The sequence below is a fragment of the Mycobacterium sp. genome (assembly GCF_035603715.1).
GTDB lineage: Bacteria > Actinomycetota > Actinomycetes > Mycobacteriales > Mycobacteriaceae > Mycobacterium.
The window spans coordinates 1-4047 of record NZ_DATNJW010000435.1 but is presented as its reverse complement, the minus strand read 5'-3'; the positions used below and the strand labels follow the sequence as shown (position 1 = coordinate 4047).

At 67.1% G+C, this 4047-nt stretch carries 6 protein-coding genes; all 6 read left to right on the top strand.

Annotated elements, in window-relative coordinates; translation table 11 throughout:
• Nucleotides 1-460 (top strand): acyl-CoA dehydrogenase family protein (locus VN856_RS18045; protein WP_325691472.1); only part of this gene is annotated, 460 nt, incomplete at its 5' end.
• A complete protein-coding gene (locus tag VN856_RS18040) occupies nucleotides 457-957 on the top strand; it encodes a MaoC family dehydratase (RefSeq protein ID WP_325691470.1) in 501 nt (166 codons plus the stop codon). The genes VN856_RS18045 and VN856_RS18040, both read left to right, overlap by 4 nt.
• Before the next feature lie 8 nt (nucleotides 958-965).
• A complete protein-coding gene (locus VN856_RS18035; protein WP_325691468.1) occupies nucleotides 966-1409 on the top strand; it encodes an acyl dehydratase in 444 nt (147 codons plus the stop codon).
• Entirely contained in the window at nucleotides 1406-2608 is a 1203-nt protein-coding gene (locus tag VN856_RS18030) for a thiolase family protein (protein WP_325691466.1), read from the top strand. Before VN856_RS18035 ends, VN856_RS18030 begins: the two co-directional genes overlap by 4 nt.
• Before the next feature lies 1 nt (nucleotide 2609).
• Nucleotides 2610-3029: a Zn-ribbon domain-containing OB-fold protein gene (locus VN856_RS18025; protein ID WP_325691464.1), complete on the top strand. Its 420-nt coding sequence runs from the start codon at nucleotides 2610-2612 to the stop codon at nucleotides 3027-3029.
• Nucleotides 3022-4047 (top strand): AMP-binding protein (locus VN856_RS18020; RefSeq protein WP_325691460.1); only part of this gene is annotated, 1026 nt, incomplete at its 3' end. The genes VN856_RS18025 and VN856_RS18020, both read left to right, overlap by 8 nt.

Genomic DNA, 4047 nt, shown 5'->3' with positions numbered 1-4047 from the left:
CGTGCTCGCCGGTGTTACCGCACCCGCGCTGCGCCGGGTGGCCAACACCGCGGTGGCGTTGGGGTCGCTCGACTTAGTGGGCGCCGGGCAGGCCGTGTTGTCCCGCACCGTTGAGTACACGAAGCTGCGGCACCAGTTCGGACGGCCCATCGCGTCGTTTCAGGCCGCCCAGCATCTGGTGGCGAATATGCACATCGCGCTGGCCGCGGCGCGGCTCGCCGCTCAGTCGGCGGTGTTCCAGATCGGCAGGGGCCACACCGCCACCCGTCAGACCGCGATTGCCCGCATGCACGCGGCGACCGCGGCGAAACTGATAACGCTCGATGCGCACCAGCTGCACGGCGGCATGGGCTATGTGGTCGAGACCGATCTGCATCTGTTCTCCGAGCGGGCCCGGGTGTTGTCGACACTGGGCGGCGGGGCGGATGTCGCGGCGACGTGGCTGGAGGACGAGGCGTGAGCGAACAGAGTCTGATCGACGCCGAGTCGGCGTCGCGAGTGGGAACGGTAGCGGCCACGGCGACGGGTGAAGTCAACCGGCGCGACTGGCAACGGTGGGCCGCGGCGGTCGGTGACCACAATCCACTGTGGTTCGACCCCGAATACGCTCGTGCCCAAGGCTATCGCGACATCATCTGCCCACCGCTCTACCTGCAGTACGCCATTCTGGGAGTCACGCCGCTGGACGGCTTGCGGCCGGATGGGTCGTCCGGAGCCGTGTCCGGCAGCCTTGCCTTTCCCCGTGCTCCCAAACGCATGGCCGGCGGGGAGAGCACCACGTTTCACCGACCGGCGTATCACCGCGATGAGATCGAGATGGCGCGAACGATCGAGTCGATCGTGGAGAAGCAGGGCCGTTCCGGCAGGTTCGTTCTAGTCACCTGGCGAACCGTCTACCGCAATCAGCGGGGCGAATTGGTCGCAGAGGCAACAACATCGATGATCGCCAGACCCTAGGGAGTGCTGTGGCCCGCGAGCAGATCTTCTACGAGGACGTCCATCCGGGCGACACCTTGCCGACGCTGGCGGTGACGGCCGATGAACGACAGTTGTTCTTCTTCAGCGCCGCGACGTACAACGGTCACCGGATCCACTACGACAAAGACTGGGCGCGAACGGTCGAGGGTTATGACGACGTCATCGTGCAGGGGCCGCTGCAGGCCGCACTGCTGGCCCGCGCCATCACCGACTGGATCGGCGGGCGTGGCCGATTGGTCGAGTACTCGGTGCAGAACCGGGCGGTTGCAATAGCAGGCGCGGAGCTGAACTTCGGCGGATCGGTGACCGCGAAGCGGCTGGCCGACAACTTCGGTCTGGTCGACCTGGAAATCGCCGGGCGCCGCGGCGACACCGTGCTGATGCCGGGCACCGCCACGGTTGCCCTGCCGCTGCGCGGGGACCAGCCGTGACGGGGCTGCGCGGCGATGCGGCGATCATCGGGATCGCCGAACTGCCCGCCGAGCGCAAGCAATCCCGCCCACCGTCGTTCACCCTCGACCAGTACGCGCTGCTGGCCAAGATGGTCGTCGAGGATGCCGGCGTGGACGCGGCGGTGGTCAACGGCCTGATATGTCACGGCTTGGCGGAATCCGACATGTTCGCCCCGGCCACCCTCGCCGAATATCTGGGCCTGCCGGTGAATTTCGGTGAACGCGTCGACCTTGGTGGCGCAACATCGGCCGGGATGGTGTGGCGCGCAGCGGTCGCCGTCGAACTCGGGTTGTGCGACGCGGTGCTCGCGGTCGTGCCCGGTTCGGCGGTGCTGCCGACGTCGACTCGCCACCCGCCGCCGCAACCTGGGTGGTTCGGTGCGTCCAGCAACAAGTACGGCTCCCCGCAGGCCGAGTTCGAAATCCCATACGGCAACGTAGGCCAGAACGGGCCTTACGCGCAGATCGCGCAGCGGTACGCCGCGCTCTTCGGTTACGACCCAACAGCTCTGGCGAAGATCGCGGTCGACCAGCGTACGAATGCGTGCGCGCATCCCGGCGCGGTGTTCCACGGCAAGCCCATCACCGCCGACGACGTTCTGGCCAGCCCGATGATCGCCGATCCGATCCACATGCTGGAGACGGTGATGCGGGTGCAGGGCGGTGTGGGTGTGCTGGTCGCCAACGCCGACGTGGCCCGCCGTGCCCGTCACCGTCCGGTGTGGGTCAAGGGATTCGGCGAGCACATCGCCTTCAAGACCGCGACCTACGCCGAAGACTTGATGACGACGCCGATCGCGCGCGCCGCCGAACGCGCTTTCGCGATGGCGGGGCTGGACCCATCAGCCGTCGACATGGCATCGCTCTACGACTGCTACACCATCACCGTCTTGATGACCCTGGAAGACGCCGGTTTTTGCGGCAAAGGCGAAGGCATGGATTGGGTCAACCAGCGCGACCTCACTTATGCGGGCGACTTTCCGCTCAACACCGCGGGCGGGCAGCTCTCATTCGGGCAAGCTGGGATGGCCGGCGGCATGCACCACGTGGTCGACGCTGCGCGTCAGGTGATGGGCCGGGCCGCCGCGGCGCAGGTCGCCGACTGCAACCACGCATTCGTCAGCGGCACCGGCGGGATCATGAGTGAACAAGTCGCGCTGGTTCTGGGTGGTGACTGAGATGACCGAGGCGACACCACTTCCCGAAGCCACCCCGGTGTCAGCGCCGTTCTGGCATGCGCTCACCGAACACCGGATCCTGGTCCAGTATTCGCCGTCACTGGGGCGGCATGTGTTCTATCCGCGCACGCTGGCGCCGGGCACACTGGCCGACGACCTGGAGTGGCGCGAAATCGGCGGCGCCGGATCGGTATACACATTCACGGTGGCGCGCCGGCCCACCGGCCCACCGTGGGCGGATTCGCCGCCGCAGATCCTCGCCGTCGTCGAGTGGGACGCCGGACCGCGGTTCAGCACCGAGCTGGTGGACGTGGATCCGGCCGATGTCCGGATAGGAATGCGGGTGAGCCCGGTGTTCTGCGACATTCCCGACAGTGGAGTCACCTTGCTGCGGTATCGGCCGGAGCCAACCGATGTTTGAGACCGTGCAGCAGTTGCTGCGATCCCGGATGGGCGACGACACCCTCGCCGTCGCGTATGGCGATCGGACTTGGACCTGGCGCGAGCACCTTGCCGAAGCTGCGAGCGAGGCGTCGGCGTTGATCGGTCTGGCCGACACAGCTCGTCCGCTGCACGTCGGCGCGCTGCTCGGCAACTCGCCGGCGATGCTCCGCTCGATGGCGGCGGCCGGGTTGGGCGGGTACGTGTTGTGCGGGATCAACACCACCCGCCGCGGCGGCGGGTTGCTGTCCGACATCCGGCGCGCGGATTGCCAACTGCTGCTTGCTGATTCCGACCATCTAGCGCTGCTGGACGGCTTGCACCTTGACGGCATCACCGTACTCGACGTGGCGTCGCAGCGTTACCTCGACGCGGTCGCGGTCGCGCCGCCGCTGGTGCCGTGGCGCGAGGTCGAACCGGCCGACACCTTGATGATGATCTTCACGTCGGGAACCAGCGGCGATCCGAAGGCAGTTCGGTTCGCCCACGTGATGGCGATTCTCTGCGGAGCAAGCCTCATCGGGCAGTACGACGTCACCGCCGACGATGTCTGCTACCTGTCGATGCCGCTGTTTCACTCCAACGGTGTGGCGGCAGGCTGGGCGGTGGCCATCGGTAGCGGTGCGGCGATGGTGCCCGCCCGGTTCTCCACGTCGAGGTTTCTCGATGACATCCGTCGCTACCACGTCACCTACATGAACTACGTCGGCAAGCCGCTGGCCCTGATGCTGGCTACCCCGGAGCGGGCCGACGATGCCGACAACACGTTGCGGATCGCGTTCGGCAACGAGGCAACCGATCGCGATATCGACGAATTCGCCCGGCGGTTCGGCTGCCGGGTGGTCGACAGCTTCGGATCCAGCGAGTTCGCGGTCATCGTCACCCGCGAAGACGGCACGCCCGCCGGGTCTATCGGCAAGGGGTATCCCGGCGTCGCCGTGTACCACCCCGAATCGGTGACCGAGTGCGCGCCAGCGGTTTTCGATGAGCACGGTGCG

Coding starts and splice junctions, on each gene's coding strand:
- VN856_RS18025 (WP_325691464.1), top strand. CDS start 2,610: ATGACCGAGGCGACACCACTTCCCGAAGCCACCCCGGTGTCAGCGCCG.